Source organism: Marinobacter salinisoli (genome assembly GCF_017301335.1).
GTDB lineage: Bacteria > Pseudomonadota > Gammaproteobacteria > Pseudomonadales > Oleiphilaceae > Marinobacter > Marinobacter salinisoli.
Window position 1 is genome coordinate 587,575 of sequence record NZ_CP071247.1, and the last position, 17,541, is coordinate 605,115.

Annotated in this window: 16 protein-coding genes; 2 read left to right on the top strand and 14 right to left on the bottom strand. The window is 61.4% G+C overall.

Translation table 11 applies throughout. From position 1 onward, the window contains the following. Positions 1–50 precede the first annotated feature (50 nt). Genes LPB19_RS02690 through LPB19_RS02700 form a run of 3 tightly spaced genes read right to left on the bottom strand, consistent with a single transcriptional unit; the run spans position 51 to position 3,536 of the window. Positions 51–767: a lysophospholipid acyltransferase family protein gene (locus LPB19_RS02690; protein WP_206644586.1), complete on the bottom strand. Its 717-nt coding sequence runs from the start codon at positions 765–767 to the stop codon at positions 51–53. Positions 768–813: 46 nt separating this feature from the next. Continuing rightward, positions 814–1,437 carry a class GN sortase gene (locus LPB19_RS02695; RefSeq protein ID WP_206644587.1) on the bottom strand — a complete coding sequence of 208 codons (624 nt, stop codon included), beginning with the start codon at positions 1,435–1,437 and terminating at the stop codon, positions 814–816. Continuing rightward, positions 1,434–3,536: a marine proteobacterial sortase target protein gene (locus LPB19_RS02700; RefSeq protein ID WP_206644588.1), complete on the bottom strand. Its 2,103-nt coding sequence runs from the start codon at positions 3,534–3,536 to the stop codon at positions 1,434–1,436. Before LPB19_RS02700 ends, LPB19_RS02695 begins: the two co-directional genes overlap by 4 nt. 192 nt (positions 3,537–3,728) lie before the next feature. Here LPB19_RS02700 and pdsR point away from each other — a divergent pair, with 192 nt between their 5' ends. Further along, positions 3,729–4,430, top strand: coding sequence for a proteobacterial dedicated sortase system response regulator (gene pdsR / locus LPB19_RS02705; protein ID WP_206644589.1), 702 nt, complete (start codon positions 3,729–3,731; stop codon positions 4,428–4,430). Between the two features lie 3 nt (positions 4,431–4,433). After that, entirely contained in the window at positions 4,434–6,464 is a 2,031-nt protein-coding gene (locus LPB19_RS02710) for an ATP-binding protein (RefSeq protein ID WP_206644590.1), read from the top strand. 62 nt (positions 6,465–6,526) lie between these two features. On the opposite strand, the gene LPB19_RS02715 is transcribed toward LPB19_RS02710, so the two are convergent. From LPB19_RS02715 to LPB19_RS02765, 11 genes are all read right to left on the bottom strand, one after another. Next, positions 6,527–7,213 (bottom strand): THxN family PEP-CTERM protein, encoded by a 687-nt coding sequence (locus LPB19_RS02715; protein WP_206644591.1) that lies wholly within the window; start codon positions 7,211–7,213, stop codon positions 6,527–6,529. Positions 7,214–7,516: 303 nt separating this feature from the next. Further along, positions 7,517–8,461 carry an isopenicillin N synthase family dioxygenase gene (locus tag LPB19_RS02720; RefSeq protein ID WP_206644592.1) on the bottom strand — a complete coding sequence of 315 codons (945 nt, stop codon included), beginning with the start codon at positions 8,459–8,461 and terminating at the stop codon, positions 7,517–7,519. 26 nt (positions 8,462–8,487) lie between these two features. Next, positions 8,488–9,834 (bottom strand): amidohydrolase family protein, encoded by a 1,347-nt coding sequence (locus LPB19_RS02725; RefSeq protein WP_206644593.1) that lies wholly within the window; start codon positions 9,832–9,834, stop codon positions 8,488–8,490. Positions 9,835–9,858: 24 nt separating this feature from the next. Further along, entirely contained in the window at positions 9,859–10,365 is a 507-nt protein-coding gene (locus LPB19_RS02730; protein ID WP_206644594.1) for an ureidoglycolate lyase, read from the bottom strand. Then, a complete protein-coding gene (gene alc, locus LPB19_RS02735; protein WP_206644595.1) occupies positions 10,362–11,378 on the bottom strand; it encodes an allantoicase in 1,017 nt (338 codons plus the stop codon). Before alc ends, LPB19_RS02730 begins: the two co-directional genes overlap by 4 nt. Beyond that, entirely contained in the window at positions 11,375–12,325 is a 951-nt protein-coding gene (gene puuE, locus LPB19_RS02740) for an allantoinase PuuE (protein WP_206644596.1), read from the bottom strand. Before puuE ends, alc begins: the two co-directional genes overlap by 4 nt. Beyond that, positions 12,322–13,026: a TetR/AcrR family transcriptional regulator gene (locus LPB19_RS02745; protein ID WP_228289188.1), complete on the bottom strand. Its 705-nt coding sequence runs from the start codon at positions 13,024–13,026 to the stop codon at positions 12,322–12,324. The genes puuE and LPB19_RS02745 overlap by 4 nt, the downstream gene beginning before the upstream one ends. Positions 13,027–13,080: 54 nt before the next feature. Then, positions 13,081–13,854: an outer membrane protein OmpK gene (locus LPB19_RS02750; protein ID WP_206644597.1), complete on the bottom strand. Its 774-nt coding sequence runs from the start codon at positions 13,852–13,854 to the stop codon at positions 13,081–13,083. A 58-nt stretch (positions 13,855–13,912) separates the two neighbouring features. Next, positions 13,913–14,833 carry an ABC transporter permease gene (locus LPB19_RS02755; protein ID WP_206644598.1) on the bottom strand — a complete coding sequence of 307 codons (921 nt, stop codon included), beginning with the start codon at positions 14,831–14,833 and terminating at the stop codon, positions 13,913–13,915. A 1-nt stretch (position 14,834) separates the two neighbouring features. Beyond that, complete coding sequence (locus LPB19_RS02760; protein ID WP_206644599.1) at positions 14,835–15,941, bottom strand: ABC transporter permease; 1,107 nt, start codon at positions 15,939–15,941, stop codon at positions 14,835–14,837. Beyond that, positions 15,928–17,463 carry an ABC transporter ATP-binding protein gene (locus tag LPB19_RS02765; protein WP_206644600.1) on the bottom strand — a complete coding sequence of 512 codons (1,536 nt, stop codon included), beginning with the start codon at positions 17,461–17,463 and terminating at the stop codon, positions 15,928–15,930. The genes LPB19_RS02760 and LPB19_RS02765 overlap by 14 nt, the downstream gene beginning before the upstream one ends. Positions 17,464–17,541: the final 78 nt, after the last annotated feature.

The following is a 17,541-nucleotide window of genomic DNA, read 5'->3' on the forward strand; positions in this document are numbered from 1 at the left end:
TTCAGACAGCCAAAGACTGCCCGGTTTAAAAGGGTGCTTCAAGCGGTTTTTCAGGGCTTTACGTTCTTGTCGAGGTCGGCGATGGTTTCCGACATCAGGCGATGACACCGGTTCATCAGGTCCGACAGATCACTGGTGTTCAGCCCTTCGGTCTCAATCGGCGGCAGAATGCGCACCGGAACGGTTTCCCGGCGCCCGGTCCACCCCACGGTTTTGTCGGCGTAGTGGGCGGCACAAATCATGGTGATAGGCGCACCCGAGGCGATGGCGGCGTGAAAGGCGCCCTTTTTGAACGGCAGCAGACCGCGGCCCTTGCTGCGCGTGCCCTCCGGAAACACCCAGAAACTCTTGCGATCACGGGCGATGGCCTCGCTGGTGGTTTTCATCTGCGCCACCGCCTTGTGGGAACGGGAACGGTTCAGAATAACGTTGCCACCGAGCCAGAAGACCTGGCCGAAAAACGGAATCCACACCAGCGACGACTTGCCGGCAACCACCCCGCGCTTGGGCAGCAGATCCGCCAGCACGAACAGGTCGTCGTTGTGCTGGTGGTTGGCAATAACCACCGTCGGGCGATCCGTTGGCATGTTCTCCATGCCCTGCAGCGGGCGCTTCATACCCAGGATCCAGCGGCCAAATCGCGCCACCGTCACCGCCAGCAAGCGGTTATTATCCGGATTAAACGGTCGGGCCAGGTAAGGAATCAGTGCAAAAAAACAAATAACAGGAACACTCAACCAAGCCAGTAATTTTCGAATAATGCCCATGCATACCGCTCTTACAACAATTTTGGCGCACAAGTGTACGCGATCGTTAAAGCCCGGCAACAGTATCAATTGGTAACAGCTTGCGTGCGGACACGGCCGCACCGTTTCTCTGTTCAGGACGGGTTGCCCGGGCCTCAACCACGTATCGCAGCGGGCCCCCGCTCGTCATCCCGTCAAACGGGTAACAGGTCACCAGTATCAGGCTGTCGGGTGCCAGCTGGCCGGGATTCAGCTGATGGCGCCGGGCGTCGATCACCCGACTCGACACCACGCGGAAATCGCGCCAGCGCCCGTCACGGCTCTGCAACTGCACCAGATGCCCGGGCTGCAGCCGCTGAAGGGGTTTGAAGTGCGTATCCCGGTGGCCGGCAAGCACTACCGGCCCGGAGCCGTTCTGATAACCGTAGAACCAACCTGGCCCAAACGCCAGACTTTCCCCGTGACTGCCGGACAGCACAATCATCGACTGCGCCTGCTCAGGCAGGCTCAGACGCGCCACCGGCCAGGTGTCGGCCCAGGGCCAGGGACGAACCTCGGTCTGCCGCGCCTGACTCTCGGCCCAGGCCATGGCCAGCAGCTCCTGCGCGACCAGCGCCTTGAGCGGTATCCAGAGCCCGGCCATCAACACGCCGGACGACACCACAAACACCATCAGCCAGATGCGCTTCATGACCGTGCTCTCCCCGGCAGCCAGCCCAGCATAAGCGCCAGCAGCGCGCCGGCCAGGCCCAACACAATCAGCAGCGGGGCGCCGGTGGCCGTCTGCGGGTAGCGCAACATTCCCGACTGCGCACCCGCGGGTAACAGCGTTGGCAGGTGTTCAGTAGCCACCGGCGTGCCGGCAGAACGAACAGGCTGTCGATCCACCGCGACAAAGGCCGTATAGGGAGACAGCACGCCATGGTCGAGGGATACCCGGGTAATGCGGTCTTTATCCGGGTCGACACCAGCCAGATGGGCGCTGTCGAGCAAGTGACCGATTTTCTGCCTTGCCCACAGGCGCTGGAGGCCCTCGGCATCGCTGGCCTGCTGCAAATCAACCCGCTTTTCCCAGCGACGGCCCCCGGATACGCGGCCGGACACCGTCAGCTCGCCGGCCGGCTCCTGCCCCCTCACCACCTGAACCAGCGGTTCCCCGAGGTACAGGTCTCCCGGCCGGGCGGGGAAGCTTTCGATGGACTGTCCCTGGCCTGGCCACTGCACCTGAAGATCGCTCAGCACCGGCGCTTGCATTGCTGAAAACAGCTGCTGCAGCGGTGCACTGACATCCGCCGGATCTGCGATGGCCGTGTACTGCCCCCGCCCCCAGCGTGCCGCTTCGCGCATGAAATGCATGTTCGGCGCCGAGCCGATGCCCACGGTGAACAGGCGCTGATCACCCAGTTGCCGGCGAATCTGGGCAAACAGGGCCGCTTCGTTACCCACCGCACCGTCGGTGACAAAAACCACCTGGCGAACCCGCTCGCCGCGTTCCCCGACCGCGCCCTGCAGCGCCAGCTGCAGGGCATGGGTCATTTCCGTGCCGCCGTCGGCGTATAGGCCGTCCACATAGCGCCGGGCCCGGGCGAGGTTCTGGCCAGTCGCCATTTGAGGCTGCATGAACAGGGCATGGGCCTGATTGTTAAAGTGAATGACATTGAAGCGATCGTCCGGCGTCAGAGTCGACAAGCCCCACTGCATGGCCGCCTTGGCCTGACGAATGGGATGGCCGGCCATGGAACCCGAGGTATCCATGACAAACACCAGTTCCCGGGGCAGCCGAGGCGACTGGGAAGACCCCGGCATCACCATGGCCATCAGATAATTCTCGTCCAGCCAGGTCTGATGAAAGAGGGCCACCTCAGGCTCGCTGCCCACCAGGGCCTGCCAGCGCACCACCAGATCCCGGTCCATCACAATGCGCCCCTGTTGCGGCCGAACCTCAACGCGCTGGCCATCCACCCGGGTATTTACCCGGTGTGTCGGGCTATCGACCGAAGCCAGTGCGATCCCGGCATCAATGCTCAGGGCAAGCGTTGCCCGGTGGCTGTCCTGAGGCAGGTCACTGGCGCGCACGGTAAATGGGCTGATCTGGGCAGCATCCGGTACTTCGGTGGTCGCTGCCGCCCAGCCACCGGTGGGCAAGGCTGCGGTCATGGGCTGCCCCGGCATGTAGCGGGGCGTCAGCGTGGTCGGCACCCGTATTTCGAATACGCCGGCGCGGTAATCCACCGGCTGCTGGTAGCGCAACTCCACTGCAACGGCCTCCCCCGGGGGTATGTTGGCAACCCGGGCCGTGAACAGGTTGGGCCGTTGCTGTTCCAGATTCGCCGCCTGCTGACCGGCCGCCCTGGCGGCCTGGTAACGCTTGCGGGCCTCGGCCCTGGGCTGAATATCACCCTCGATGGTGCGCTCACCCACGGTCATGGTCAGACCGTGGACACTGGCGTTGTCCGGCAGGGGAAACACAAACACGCCTTCTTGCCAGTGATCGCTCTGGTTGAGAAAACGACGGCTCAGCCGGGTGGCGGCAATCAGCCCGCTGACCTGAATATCGAAGTCGCTGTCCAGAATCAGCGCCGGTTGTTTCCACTGGCCCTGCTGATCGACAAAGTACAGGGTGCCGGAACCCTGCGTGCGGATCTGGTTTGCGTCCGCATAGAGCGGATGCACCAGCAGCATGAATGAGAATGCCAGCCAGACGCCGAGTCCCTCCGCGAGGCGCCGCAGCAGACCCCGGGAGCATGGCGCTGGCGATGAAGCAGGTTGAGGCCGTTTCAGGACAATCATGACCGTTTCCTTTTTTCTGCACTGATGAGTGGATGTCCTGCCATCTCATCAGGCGCAAAGGTCACGACCATGACAAAAGCGGGCTTTCCGGCGGCCAATCGTGATCAATTGTGGCAATACCAACCCGATTCCTTGTGCTCAGCGGCCGCCATGTTTTAATAGGCACTGAGGCGGTTTGGGAGTTTTAAGGCCATGAAAAAACACATTGTTCTGGTGGAAGACGAACCCGCCATCCGGGATAACTACCGGGTAGCGCTGGAACGCCGCGGTTACCGGGTGTCCTCCTATGGCGACCGGCCATCGGGCTGGCAGGTGCTGCGCCAGGAATTGCCGGACCTGGCCATTATCGATGTCGGTCTTGGCGACGAACCGGAAGGCGGCTTCAGCCTGTGCCAGGAGTTACGCGGCCTGTCGCAGACCCTGCCGATCATTTTCCTGACCGCCCGTGACAGCGACATTGATTCGGTGCATGGCCTGCGCCTGGGTGCCGATGACTACGTCACCAAGGACATGAGCATGGAGCACCTGCTGGCCCGGGTAACGGCCCTGCTCCGACGCGCCGACGCCTGGGCCGAGGCGCTCCAGAAAAGCGACGAACGGCTCCAGCGCGGGCGATTAGCCCTCAACGTCGACCGGATGACCGTGGACTGGGACAGCCAGCCCATCGATCTGACCGTGACCGAATTCTGGATGCTGCATTCACTGGTTCAGCACCCCGGCCATGTGCGCAGCCGCGAACAGCTGATGGACGCCGCCAATACCGTGCTGGACGACAACACCGTCACCTCCCACATCAAGCGCATCCGCAAGAAATTCATCCAGGCCGACCCCAAGTTCGACGGTATTCAGACCGCGTATGGCATGGGGTACCGGTGGAATGCCCATGAGGCCTGAATCTTGAGCCTCAAACGCCAGCTGCTGGTGACCAGCCTGCTGATGCTGCTGATCCCCTGGGCCGGGCTGCAGTTTGTGCTGGAACTGGACCAGGCACTGCGAGACCAGGCTCGGGATCAGTTGCAGCTGCAGGCCGGGCGACTGGCAAACCTGGCCGGAGACACACTGATCGGGCAGGCACCGGTCACGGCCGATCAGCCGGCTATCTACGTCGCCCGCGTTGAACGCCCGCTCAATCCCGATGGCTACGCCGACGACTGGCCCGGATACGAAGACGACGAGCCCGACCCTCCCTGGCAGGCCACACCCGGCGCGACCGAACCTTCCACCCCGGGTGTTCGCTGGCAAGCCGCCAGCGATGGCCGTGCTCTTTATCTGCTGATTCGCATCAGCCACCGACAACCCCAATTGTTCGATCCGGGCACCCCGAACGCGCCCCATGACCGCCTGAGGCTGTGGCTTCAGGAGCCGGCAAACACACTTGACGCAGCGACCGGGCGCCGCAGCTGGCTGATCCGCTTCAGCGCGCCCGGGAAATTCCGGGCGCTGACCGGCCGAAAGGACGACACAACGGACTATTTCGTCTCCGGCAGCTGGCAACCCGTGCCGAATGGCTGGCAGCTGGAAATCCAGCTGCCCCGACCCGCTGCCGGCAGCGAGCTGGGATTTGCGGTGGTCGATAGCCGTGACACCCCCATCCCCGGGCTGTCCACATCACTGACCCCCCTGCCAACACTGATCGCTCACAATTCCACCCTCGAACGGGCCATCGCGGGTTACCTGAACCCGGGGCAGCGGGTCCGGGTGCTGGAACCCGGGGGCTGGATCAGCGCCCGGCAACAACGCCCCGCAGAACAGTCACCACCGGAATTCGAGCAGCTCAGCCCGTTGCAGATCCTCGAGCAGATCAGTCTGAACGCTCTTCGGGCACTGATCCGGCGTTTTCAGCCGGAGCCGGCACAAACGATGGACGCGCCCCATCGCATAGCGCCGAGCCACCTGCCCCCCGATGGCTTGACCCAATCCCGCGATGGGCGCTTGTGGCTGCAAGCCTCTGCCAACGTTTTCGGCGGGCGAACCCTGGTGCTGGAACAGTCACTGGACCATTTGCTGACCCTGTCCGGGTCTGCCCTGGGTTCCGTACTCGCCCGCAGCCTGCTGATTATTACCGGCCTGACACTGGTGCTGCTGGGCTACGCCAGTTGGTTGTCCTGGCGCATCAGTCGCTTACAGAAAGCGGTCAGCGCCTGTGTCGACCCGGATGGCCGCATTACCGGAACCCTGCCCCCAGCCACCGCAACGGACGAGCTCGGTCAGCTGCAGCAACAGTTTGGTCAGATGGTGGAACGCCTGCAGGGCTACACCGACTACCTGGAAAGCTTTTCCCGCCGGCTGTCCCACGAGCTGAAAACCCCGGTGGCGATTGTCCGCACCTCGGTGGACAATCTCGAACACACCGAGCCTACCGAAGATCAGCGTGCGTATCTGAGCCGGATCAGCCAGGCCACCGGCCGGCTGAGCCATATCCTGCAGTCCATGAGCGAAGCGTCACGCCTGGAGCAGAGCCTTGACCGTGCCGAACACGAGGCCTTTGATCTGGCACAGGTGGTTTCAGAAACCGTACAGGCCTATCAGTCGCTGGATACGAGCCATCGCATCAATTACCAGGGGCCATTCACTGGCTGCCCCATGCGGGGCTCCCCGGAGTTGCTCGTCCAGATGCTGGACAAACTGGTGGATAACGCGCGCGACTTCACGCCGGAGCAGGGGCGGATTGAAGTCCGGCTGAAAACAGCCGAGAACAGAAAAGACTATGAACTGTGCGTGTTCAACGAGGGCTCGTCGCTGCCAGAGCAGTTCGCTGACGATATTTTCAGCCCCTTCGTGTCGGTCAGAAGCGGCTCACAGGAAGGCCATCTCGGGCAGGGACTGCTGATCGTCCGGCTGATCGCCGAACATCATCGAGGCTCAGTGGAAGCTGAAAACCGGGAAGGCGGGGTGCTGTTCAGAATGCATTTGCCGGCGCAGGCCTGACTCACCGAAGCGGGGTACTGCGCAATCCCCGCAAATCAGTGCGATCGCTCGCGCCTGACGTCTTACGACTTCGCCATCCGGCGACGAACACCAAGGCCCAGCAGGCCAAGACCAGCAAGTGCCAGGGTTCCGGGTTCGGGAACCGTTACTGCACTGAAACGGCCAACCAACTGCGCGGTGTTGGCCTGATCCTCAATGGTACTGAACATATCGGTAAAGGCACCATCCTGAACAAAGCCAAACAGCTCCAGGGTGTACAAAATACCACCGATATCAAATACATCGGAGGTCGACAGGCCAGAAATGCTCACGCTGTCGTTGGAACAGTCCGGAAGAGGCGAACACGCGTTCGGGGTTTCATCGTGGATAAACAAGAATTCGAACAGATTATTGCTTGATACGCCATCAATCGTGTAATTCATGTCCACATTCAACTGGGCTTGGGTGATCGACGTTCCAGATGGAATGGGGAAGTTGAAATGGGTGAAATCACCCAAAATGAAGGCTTCATCAATGCCAACATCAAAAGCAGGCGGTGCAGCACCATCGAACCGGTAGCCACTGTCTTGGCCGCTGCTGGTGTTGCCCCAGCGAATTTCATTGGTGCCCAGCCCAGTCAATGTGCCGGCACCCCCGCTTACCGGAGCCCAGGTACCAACCACGCTATCGACACTGATAGCCGCTGCCGAAGTCGGCAAAATAAGAGCGAGAGCCAGGGATCCAGCAAGGATCGAGTCCATTCTTTTCATCTGTTTTTCCTCTGATACGTAGCTTTCTTATGTAGGTTGAGTGCCTTTTGGGGCACACAAGCTAACGGGAAGCAAGAAAAAACCCAGATCGAACAATCTCTGTAGCAATCACCCAGTTAGATAGTTATTTGTACTGAAAGCCGGTTTCGCCCTGATTACTATGTCAATAAAACCGACACTCCCCTCTCTCCGCAATTAACACCGTTTCAAAAACTGTTGCGCAAGACTTACACCGTGAATTCGGGTAGCAGGCTGCGGTGTTGTGACGGCGGGGCGGAGCCGGCCCCGCACGGGATCAAAACGTCAGTCAGCCCGGTGGTCGTAGGTGGCGTTCAGACGTGAGGCCAGGTAGGCCGCGCAGGTGACCGGCTCATACTTGGGGGCCTGTTCCGGGGCGATGTCCCGGGGGTCAACCACGGCATCCGGATCAACTTCCAGAAAGAAGGGAATGGAGTAACGCTCACTCTGGGGTGGCCGCACCCGGTGGGGTGTCGAGACGTAAACATCGTTGGTCCAGCGCATCAGACAATCACCAATGTTGCAGACAAACGCACCCGGTACGTGAGGTGCCTTGATCCATTCGCCATGGCGGTTGGATACTTCCAGGCCCGCCACGGCGTCTGTCGCCAGGATGGTGATGTTGCCGTAATCGGTATGGGTGCCGGCGGCGCCGTCGTCCCGATCAACCTGGCCCGCGCTGGGCGGATAGCGCAGCATACGCAGGGTCGCGATCGGCTGTTTCAGGTAAGGCTCGAAAAAGTCCTCCGGGCGACCAAGATCCAGGCTGAAGCCCCGGTGAATGACCCGGCCCAGCGCCAGGCAGTGTTCGAAATAGTCCAGCGCTCGCTCGCGCCAGCCGGCGATCTCGGGCCAGAAGTTAACGCCTCGGAATGGCTTGTCGGCCAGCACATCCGGGTGATCGGCCGGGAAGTCGGTGCCGATGTTGAAGCCTTCCTTCATGTCGGCACCGGATTCCGGATTCAGCTTCTCGTCCGCCATGGCGACATAACCCCGGTTATGGGGAGAATTTTTAATGGACATGGCCTGCTTCTGATCCTGCGGCAAGGCGAACAGCTGCCTCGCCAGATCAAATGCCCCCTCGCAGACCGCAGCCGGGATACCGTGATCCTTGACGTAGAAAAAACCAACCTCCCGGCAGGCCCGGCCCAGCTCAGCCGCGGTTTTCTTGCGCTGCTCCAGGTCGTCACTCATCAGGCCAGTCAGCGAGATGATGGGTAATGAAGCCATTCAGATTCTCCAGATGTTTCGGTTAATCAATTCATTGCAATTCGGGTGTGGGACAGATCCCGGCAGGCCTGGTGCAGCGCTAGCCCCTGGGTCTGGGCCTCGGTGATCACAGACTGCTGGTTTACCAGCACGCTCTCACGGTCCTGGATCAGGCGACGACCATCGACCCAGACGCCGACCACATTGCTCCGGTCGGCGGCAAACACCAGGTTCCACAACACATTGCCACCCTGCTCGTTCACGCTGTAGGGAGTCAGGTTGGGGCGATCCAGTTTCAGCAGCAGCAGATCGGCCTTTTTGCCGACTTCCAGGGACCCGACTTCACGGTCTATCCCCAGTGCCCTGGCGCCATTGATGGTCGCCATGCGCAAAATCTGGTCCGCCGGCAGCGCCGTGGCGTCCAGGCGACTGGCCTTCTGGATCAGCGAGGCGAACTTCATCTCTTCGAACAGGGTCAGGCTGTTGTTACACACCGGGCCATCGGTGCCCAGCCCCACGTTGATGCCCGCCGCCAGCATTTCGGGCACCGGCGCGACGCCGCTGGCCAGCTTGGCATTGCTGACCGGGCAGTGGGCAATGCTGGTTCCGGTATCGGCCACCCGGGCAATCTCTTCCGAGTTGAGCCAGACGCAGTGCGCCAGCAACGTCCGCTCGCCGAGGATGCCGTAGCGATCGAGTACCGCCAGCGACCGGTGACCAAATTCCGCGGTCACCGCCAGCTCTTCTTCCTTCTGTTCACTGGCGTGGGTGTGGATGCCCACGCCGTATTCCTTGCTGAGCTGCACGGCCTCGCGATAGGCGTCCTCGGTGCAGTAGAACAGGTGCTCCAGCCCCATCCAGACCTTGACGCGCCCACTCTGGCTGTCGTGGTGGCTTCGGATCAGCTGGCGGTTTTCCTCCCGGGTGGAGAAGAAATCCTTGCCGGGGCGGTCGGCCACATAGGGGGCCAGATGAACCCGCAGCCCCAGTTCGCTGGCCGCATCGGCACAGCGATCCATGTAACGGAACATATCCATCACACAGGTGGTGCCCGACTGCAGGGCTTCCAGATAGCACAGTCGTGCCGAGTGGTAGGCAAACTCCTCGGTCATAGCCCGGTGTTCCAGCTGGTACCACGGCAGCCAGTCCATCAATTGCATGTTTTCAGTCACACCACGCATCAGGCTGGAGTGGGAGTGGCAGTCAACCAGTCCCGGCATCAGGGCATGACCATGGCCATCAATGATCTCACACCCCTCAGGAATGGTGACTTCCCGATCATCGCCAACCTGGGTAATGACACCGTTTTCCACCACTACCGTGCCATCCGGAATAACCCGGTTGTTCGGGTCTACCGTGAAGACGGCCGCGTGGCGAATGGCGAAGCTCGACATACTTTCTCCTGATCTGAACAAGGTTTATGCCTTGCCAGGCAAGACCGGAATAATGGGCTGCGATAACGTTTGCTCATCGCAGTTGTTGCCCGGCCCCTGGCGATCCACCACCAGGTAATCCGAATCGGGTTCCAGCGGCAGCAGGGGCGCGTGCCAGGTGCCCGCGCGGTAATTCACGCCCTGATGGCCCTGAACCAGGAACCCCTCAACTCGGGACTCATCCAACTCCCCCGGCGGTGCAACGACCGCGAGGAACGCCTGACCGTTCATTGGCACGAACGCCTGACTTCCCTGGGGGTGTCGCTCCATCATGGTGATCACCAGTGGCTCGAGCGGCTGGCCACGGAAAATGGACAGAATGCCCTGAGCCCCCTCCCCCAGTGCTTCAACCTGTGCCAACGCATGGAAGCGCTCGGTTCGGCCCTGGTTGATGGGAAACGCCCGGGATGCGTCCCTCTCAATGATCTGACCAAAGGCTGCAAAGGCATCCGGTGTCAGTGGCTGAACCCGCAACGCCCTGGGCTGGCTCATGACACGGGTTTCCCGAATAAGCGAACCCGGCTGACTCCGCCATCCGGGATGATGTTCAAGCGAATGTGGGTAATGGGCCCCAGATCGGCCAACGCCAGGAATTCGTGGACACTGTCCGCCGTCAGCGGTCGTTCTTCCATCAGGGTGTGCCAGAACATGCTCTGGGTTTTGATCGATTGCGGGGTACCCGCTTCCACGCAGGCGGCCTGAATGCTGCAGGCGGCCGGGAAGTTGCCTTTAAAATGGGCCGTGTCGACTTCAATGCGCTCGGCAATGCCCTTGTGACCCAGGGCCAGAATGCACCAGTCATTGCCCGGCTCCCGCCGCCGGCGGGTTTCCCAGCCATCGCCCATATTGACCCCACGCCCGGGGCGCAGAAGTTTGCGGGGCTCGCCATAATGGGCATCGCTCCAGGCCACCTGATCGGCGCCATGCTCCAGCGCCAGCAGATTCAGGGACTCGCTGGCCGCCAGTTCAGACCAGTCACAGTAAGGTTTACCGTAAATCCGCAGGCGCGCCATCCCGCCATCGGGATAGAGGTGCAGGCGCAGATGGGAGTAGGGCTGATCGGAACTGATCTCACAGAAACGGTGATCGTTACCGTTCAACTCGGTCGCCGGCACCAGTGTCTGCCATTCCGTGTGTTCGTCCGGATCGCCGTCCGGGCTGAAGCAGCCTTCCAGCGCAGCCGCCGGGGGGAAGTTACCGGTGAAGAAACTGGTATCGAAATCCACGCCCATCAGGACGCCGGGCAGCGCCAGGCGAATCACACACCAGTCATGCCCCGTGGTGCGCCGGCGCCGGGTTTCCCAGCCATCCATCCACTTGCCGTGGTCATCGTAACGATCGGGATAGAATACCGGTGCCGCCGGGTTCAGCATCCGCTCTCTGGGGGCAAAGAACTCGTCGGTCACCCAGAGCACCTCGGCGCCCAGGCTGGCATCGGCCAGGTTCAGGCCCTGGCGGGTAAAGTCGGGGCCTTCAACGGCAGGAGCCACCACGAAATCACTCATTCTGTTGCTCCGCTAGCAGTCGGTTGGTAAGGGTGCACCCGCTTCCAGTGGCGGGCGATATCGATACGGCGACACACCCAGACCTGCTCGTGGGACTGGATGTAATCGAGAAAACGCTGCAACGCCCGGAACCGGCCGGGACGACCCACCAGCCGGCAGTGCAGTCCAACGGACATCATTTTCGGGCACTCGGCCCCTTCTTCATACAACACGTCAAAGCTGTCCCGAAGGTACTGGAAGAACTGCTCCCCTGAGTTAAACCCCTGCGCCGAGGCAAAGCGCATGTCGTTGGCATCCAGGGTGTAGGGTACGACAAGATGCGGTTTCTGCACGCCGTCCGAGGTTGCCACCGTGGTCCAGAAAGGCAGGTCGTCGCCGTAGTAGTCGCTGTCGTATTCGAAGCCGCCCTGCTCCACCACCAGCCGCCGGGTGTTGGGACTGTCACGGCCGGTGTACCAGCCCAGCGGTGGATGACCGGTCAGGCGTTCATGCTGCGCGATAGCCAGCTGCATGTACCCGCGTTCTTCGGATTCGCTCAGGTTCTGGTAGTGAATCCAGCGCAGTCCGTGGCAGGCGATTTCATGCCCGTCCTCGACGAATGCCTTCACCACCTCGGGGTTTCGGGCCATGGCCATGGTGACCCCGAACACCGTCAGCGGCAGGTTGCGCCGGCGAAACTCCCGCAAAATCCGCCAGACACCGGCCCGGGAACCGTATTCGTACATCGACTCCATGCTCATGTGCCGGTCCCGGTACGCCTCGGCACCAATTATCTCGGACAGGAAGGTTTCGGAGTGCTCGTCACCGTGCAGCACGCAGTTCTCGCCGCCCTCTTCGTAATTCAGCACAAATTGGACCGCAATTCGCGCCTTGCCCGGCCATTGGGCATGGGGGGGCGTGGCGCCATAACCGTGCATATCCCGTGGATATGGATAGAGTTCATTCATGCTGGTTTCTCAAGGCCACAGCCGCGTAGAATGACGTCGGTGAGGAACTCGGCGGCATGATCAAAATCCCGTTTCTCATACTCAGCCTTGTTTTCCACCATCAGGATCTGCACCTGAAAGTCGGCGTAGTGTTGGGTGGATGACCAGATCAGGAAGATCAGCTGTACCGGGTCCACCGGCGCCATCCGCCCCTCGTCGATCCACTGCTGGATAACGGCTGCCCGCCCGCGCACCCATTCCCGCATGTTGGTCCGCAGGTGGTCCATCAGAAACGGCGCGCCCTGAATGATTTCGGTGGCAAACAAACGCGACGCCAACGGGTAGCGCCGGGACATTTCCACCTTGGCACGGATAAAACTGGCCAGCGCCTCGGCCGGGTCGTCTTCCGGACGAATGTCCGAAAAGACCTGGTTCCAGCGCCCCAGGATGTCATCAAACATCGCGCTGTACATCCGGGTCTTGTTACTGAAGTAGTAAAGCACATTGGATTTGGGTAACTCGGCCCGTTCCGCGATGCTCTGGATGGTCGCGCCCTTGTACCCGTTCAGGGCAAATTCCTCCTCAGCAGCCAGCAGAATCTTTTCCCGGTTCCGCTCGCGAATTCTGCCCGGTCGGTACTTGCGCCCGTTGGCCCCGGGATCGTCGCGGGCTTCAAGGCCATCATCGGCAACTGAATGGTCGGTCATGACATCCTCACTCATCGTCCCTGTCTCCGGGAATCCGACAGACGGTATCTGCCGGATTCCCGTGCCGGATCAGAAGTGAAACTGAGCCAGCGCACTGATCGAGCTCTGGGTGTCGATCAGCTCGTCACCCAGGCCATACTTGTTGTTCCAGTACTGATACTCGATACCCGCATACAGTACACCCGGCGCACCCCAGAAGTTACTCACATCCAGCTTGATCTGAGGCACGAACTGGAACTCGGACTTGTGATCATCTTCCGCGGTGGACCAGTCGATGTAGCCGTCCACCAGGAATCGGGCCGGCCCGATTGCAAACGGCGCTGCCCAGGCAACGGTCAGCTGCAAGTCATCACTGATCTGCTCGTTATCAACGTAATAAAACCCGGTGGTGAAGAACAGGAAGCCGGGCACATCCCAGGCCAGGCCAGCGCCGTAGAGGTAATTATCGACCTCGGTACTGCCGCCGAATTCGTACTGGGCGCCCAGGAACACGTCCTTGACCGGCCCGGCACTGAGGTCGGCACCGGTCAGCCAGCTGCCGCTGAGCGTGGGCGCAAATTCACCGTAGGTTTCATCTTCATCCTCGATATCGCCCTGACCCTGGGTGCGGTCAACGAAGAAGAACGTGCCGCCCCAGTTATGGGCGGTGGCATTTTCGAAGGTGAAAACCGTCGCCTCGACTTCTTTGCCACCGTTGCCAGCAGGATCGAACTCGACACCCTGATACTGATCACTGTGCAACAGTGAAATGCTTGACCCACCGAAGAACTTCTCGGCATGGGCGGAGGGAGCGCAGGCGGCAGCGACGCAGCCGGCCAGGAGTGTCTTACGCAATGCAGTCATGGATATTCCTCTGTGATTACTTTTTTAAGTCGTTGTTGGAGCTCGCACTTTCTTATTGTCAGTGACTTGGCCGATACGGTTGGCCAAGTGAAAGAGGGGTATTCAGGCGGGTTCGCGCCGGGTCCCAGGACAGCAGCACCAGCATCAGAATGGTGACCACATAGGGCAGCATCGCCAGCAACTCGGTGGGGCTGTTCCAGCCCAGCCCCTGCAGCACCAGATGCAGGATGCTGGCGGCGCCGAACAGATAGGCGCCCAGCAGCAGGCGCCCGGGCCGCCAGGTGGCAAACACAACCAGAGCGAGGGCAATCCAGCCCCGGCCAGCGGTCATGTTTTCGGTCCACATGGGGGTGTAGGCCAGCGACAGGTAGGCACCGGCAAGACCCGCCATACCACCACCGAAGGCGACCGCCATGTAGCGCACCGCCTGAACCTTGAGGCCATTGGCATTGGCCGCGTCCGGATCTTCACCGACCGCCCGCAGAACCAGCCCGCCCCGGGTGCGGCGGATAAAAAACGCCACACCGGCACAGGCAACAAAGGAGACATACACCAGCGGGTCCTGATCAAACAGAACCCGTCCAAGCACCGGAATATCGCTGAGCACAGGGATCGCAACGCGGGTAAAGCCATCGATGGACTCACCCACGAAGCCAGCCCCCACGAAGGCACTCAAGCCGGTCCCGAAGATGGTCAGGGCCAGGCCCGCGGCATACTGGTTAGCCGCCAGCGTGATCGCCATGAAGCCAAAGAACATGGACATGGCCACACCGGCGGCCATGGCCGCAACCAGACCAACCAGCAAACTGCCAGAGCTCAAAGCGGCAACAAAGCCAGCCACGGCGCCCATCAGCATCATGCCTTCCTGCCCGAGATTGAGGATGCCCGAGCGCTCGCAGATCAGCTCACCGAGCGCCACCAGCAACAGGGGCGTCCCCGCAACGACAGTGGCCGCCAGAATGTTTGTCAGCATTTCCATCTCAGGCCTCCCGGGCTGCGGTAGTCGGTGTCATAACGTTGGCCTCGCGTGCCCGGCGCTTGAAACGAACCCGGTAATGGATCAGCGCGTCGCAGGTCAGCAGGTAGAACAGCAGAAGCCCCTGGAACAATCCGGTCACCGCCTTGGGCATGTTCATCGCGATCTGCAGCATTTCACCGCCGAGGAAGGTCAATGCCAGCAAGGCACTGGCCGCAATGATGCCCAGAGCATGCATCCGGCCCAGGAACACCACGATGATGGCGGTGTAGCCATAGCCCGGCGAGACCTGCGGAACCAACTGACCAATCGGCCCGGTCACCTCCGAGGCACCCGCCAACCCGGCGGTGGCGCCGCCCACGAGGAAAGCGAACCAGGTCAGCCGACGGGCACTGAATCCGGCAAAGTCGGCGGCGCGGTGATCCTGGCCGATCACATTGAGCTGGAAACCGATGAAGCTGCGCGCAAACATCACCCACACCGCCACGGCGGCCAGCAGGCCAAAGGCCAGGCCGATATGCAGCCGGGTACCGGGTATCAGGGCCGGCAGGAGCGCTGAATCGCCGAACATGACGGACTGCGGGAAGCCAAAACCGTAGGGGTCTTTCAGGGGCCCGTGCACCGCGTAGAGCAGGAAGTTCAGGGCGATGTAATTGAGCATAATGGTGGTCAGAATTTCGTTGCAGTGCAGGTGCGTTTTCAGGCCTGCGGCGATGGCGGCCCAGAGCACCCCCGCCAGCACCCCGGTCAACAGAACCAGGGGCAGAACCCAGAACGCATCGGCATCGACAAACTGAACAGCGACCGCACTGGCCCCCAAAGCACCCATCAGGAAATGCCCTTCAGCGCCGATGTTCCATATCCGCGCCCGGTAACACACGGTCAAGCCGGCAGCGCACAACAACAGTGGCGCCATCTTGAGACCGAGCTCAGCCAGTCCGATCAGGTCGCTGATCGGGGTAATGAAGAAGAAGCGCAGGCCCTCCACCGGATCCTTGCCCATGGCAAGAAACAATATGAAACCGGTGATGACGGTGAGCACCAGCGCCAGCACCGGCGAGGCCCAGCGCATCAGGGAAGAATCAACGGGACGACGTTCAAGCTGCAGCATGGCTGGCCTCCCCGGACTCAAACTCACCCGCCATCCACTGGCCCAGCTGCTCGATACTCAGATCCGAGGCATCGGCCAGTGGCGACAGGCGACCGCCACAGAGGGCGCCCATGCGATTGCACAATTGATAGAGTTCATCCAGATCCTCGGAGATCAGCAGAATGGCCGCGCCTTCGTCACGCAGACGGATAAGCGCCTCGTGGATGGCCACGGCAGAGCCGACATCCACGCCCCAGGTGGGATGGGACGCCACCAGCAGCCTGGGATTCTGAAGCGCCTCGCGGCCAATGATGTATTTCTGGAGGTTGCCGCCGGAGAGGCTGCCGGCGGTGCTGTGCTCGCCGTTGCAACGCACGCCGAAACGCTCGATGACCTGCCGGCAGAATTCCCGCACACGGCCGAACCGGATCATCCCGTGACGCACCAGCCCCTGTCCGGCGGCTGTCAGCAGCGCGTTATCCGCCAGTGTCATGCCCGGGACGGCGCCCCGCCCCAGTCGTTCCTCCGGAACAATGGCAATACCGGTCGCCCGGCGCTGGTCCGGCTTCAGCGCTTCAATACGCTGCCCCTCAAACGTCAGGCGGCCGGTATCAATCCGGACCTCCCCAGACAGAGCTTTCAGCAATTCGTCCTGCCCGTTACCTGCCACACCGGCAATGCCGACGATCTCCCCCCGGTGCAGGTTAAAACTCACACCCTGCAGGCTGGTGCCGAAGGGGTCATCGCAACGCCAACTCAAGCCCTTTGCCTCCAGCAACAGCTCGCCGGGCTGCGCCTGCGATACCCGGGTCGAAATCGGGGTATCCTCGCCCACCATTAACCGGGCTATCTGGGTTGCCGAGATTTCCGCCGGCCGGCAGTCGCCACTGACCCGTCCGTGCCGCAGCACGGTCGCGTTGTCACAGAGCGCCCGAACCTCTTCCAGCTTGTGGCTGATAAACAGGATGCTGCACCCCTCAGCGGACAACTTCCGCAGGGTGGCAAACAACGTGGTCACCTCTTGTGGCGTCAACACCGACGTCGGCTCATCGAGGATCAACAGCGTGCTTTCCTGGATGAGGCAGCGCACTATCTCGACCCGCTGTCGCTCCCCGACCGAAAGTGTGCTGACGTAGCGCCTCGGATCCAGTGCCATGCCATAGTGCTCGGAAACCTCACGAATGCGCGCTTCCAGCTCGGCCCGGTCCCGGGCTTCGGATGCCGGTAGACCAAGGGCGATGTTTTCCGCCACCGTCAGGGTTTCGAACAGGGAAAAGTGTTGGAACACCATCCCGATCCCCATGGCCCTGGCCTCCGCCGGATTGGCAACCTGAACCGGTTTCCCGTTCCAGAACACTTGCCCTTCGTCCGGTTGAACCAGTCCGTAAATGACCTTCATCAGGGTGCTCTTGCCAGCACCGTTCTCGCCCAGCAAGGCATGGATTTCTCCCGCCTCGACAACAAGGTCGATGCCATCGTTGGCCCGGCACCCGGGATACTCCTTAACGATGTTTGCCAGCCTCAGGCGCTGCGCCGCGCTCATAAATAACCTCGCCGTATTCGTGCGTCCCTGATTGGCCGGAAAAGAAGCTGACCAATCAATCAATATTTAGGCAATTAG

Bases quoted from the DNA above. Each gene is read 5' to 3' on its own strand.
- alc (WP_206644595.1), bottom strand. From the start codon at position 11,378: ATGAGTGATTTCGTGGTGGCTCCTGCCGTTGAAGGCCCCGACTTTACC.
- LPB19_RS02725 (WP_206644593.1), bottom strand. From the start codon at position 9,834: ATGTCGAGCTTCGCCATTCGCCACGCGGCCGTCTTCACGGTAGACCCG.
- LPB19_RS02745 (WP_228289188.1), bottom strand. From the start codon at position 13,026: ATGAGTGAGGATGTCATGACCGACCATTCAGTTGCCGATGATGGCCTT.
- LPB19_RS02750 (WP_206644597.1), bottom strand. From the start codon at position 13,854: ATGACTGCATTGCGTAAGACACTCCTGGCCGGCTGCGTCGCTGCCGCC.
- LPB19_RS02720 (WP_206644592.1), bottom strand. From the start codon at position 8,461: ATGGCTTCATTACCCATCATCTCGCTGACTGGCCTGATGAGTGACGAC.
- LPB19_RS02715 (WP_206644591.1), bottom strand. From the start codon at position 7,213: ATGAAAAGAATGGACTCGATCCTTGCTGGATCCCTGGCTCTCGCTCTT.
- LPB19_RS02760 (WP_206644599.1), bottom strand. From the start codon at position 15,941: ATGCTGCAGCTTGAACGTCGTCCCGTTGATTCTTCCCTGATGCGCTGG.
- LPB19_RS02690 (WP_206644586.1), bottom strand. From the start codon at position 767: ATGGGCATTATTCGAAAATTACTGGCTTGGTTGAGTGTTCCTGTTATT.
- pdsR (WP_206644589.1), top strand. From the start codon at position 3,729: ATGAAAAAACACATTGTTCTGGTGGAAGACGAACCCGCCATCCGGGAT.
- LPB19_RS02730 (WP_206644594.1), bottom strand. From the start codon at position 10,365: ATGAGCCAGCCCAGGGCGTTGCGGGTTCAGCCACTGACACCGGATGCC.
- puuE (WP_206644596.1), bottom strand. From the start codon at position 12,325: ATGAATGAACTCTATCCATATCCACGGGATATGCACGGTTATGGCGCC.
- LPB19_RS02755 (WP_206644598.1), bottom strand. From the start codon at position 14,833: ATGGAAATGCTGACAAACATTCTGGCGGCCACTGTCGTTGCGGGGACG.
- LPB19_RS02700 (WP_206644588.1), bottom strand. From the start codon at position 3,536: ATGATTGTCCTGAAACGGCCTCAACCTGCTTCATCGCCAGCGCCATGC.
- LPB19_RS02695 (WP_206644587.1), bottom strand. From the start codon at position 1,437: ATGAAGCGCATCTGGCTGATGGTGTTTGTGGTGTCGTCCGGCGTGTTG.
- LPB19_RS02765 (WP_206644600.1), bottom strand. From the start codon at position 17,463: ATGAGCGCGGCGCAGCGCCTGAGGCTGGCAAACATCGTTAAGGAGTAT.